This window comes from Pseudomonas sp. SIMBA_067, assembly GCF_046534675.1.
Lineage (GTDB): Bacteria > Pseudomonadota > Gammaproteobacteria > Pseudomonadales > Pseudomonadaceae > Aquipseudomonas > Aquipseudomonas putida.
Map to the genome: position 1 here is coordinate 1 of NZ_JAWRYH010000774.1, position 258 is coordinate 258.

Genomic DNA, 258 nt, shown 5'->3' on the forward strand with positions numbered 1-258 from the left:
CACCACCGGCACACCGAAACTGATCCCGCGCACTCATAACGACTACTACTACAGCGTGCGTCGTAGCGTCGAGATTTGTCAGTTCACACAACAGACACGCTACCTGTGCGCGATCCCGGCGGCTCATAACTACGCCATGAGTTCGCCGGGATCGCTGGGCGTCTTTCTTGCCGGAGGAACGGTTGTTCTGGCGGCCGATCCCAGCGCCACGCTTTGCTTCCCATTGATTGAAAAACATCAGGTGAACGTCACCGCGCT

At 57.8% G+C, this 258-nt stretch carries 1 protein-coding gene; it reads left to right on the forward strand.

The genetic code is table 11. The annotated features are described in order from the left end of the window. The coding region (locus SB765_RS31280) for an AMP-binding protein (RefSeq protein ID WP_410932714.1) at window positions 1–258 on the forward strand (258 nt) is incomplete at both ends.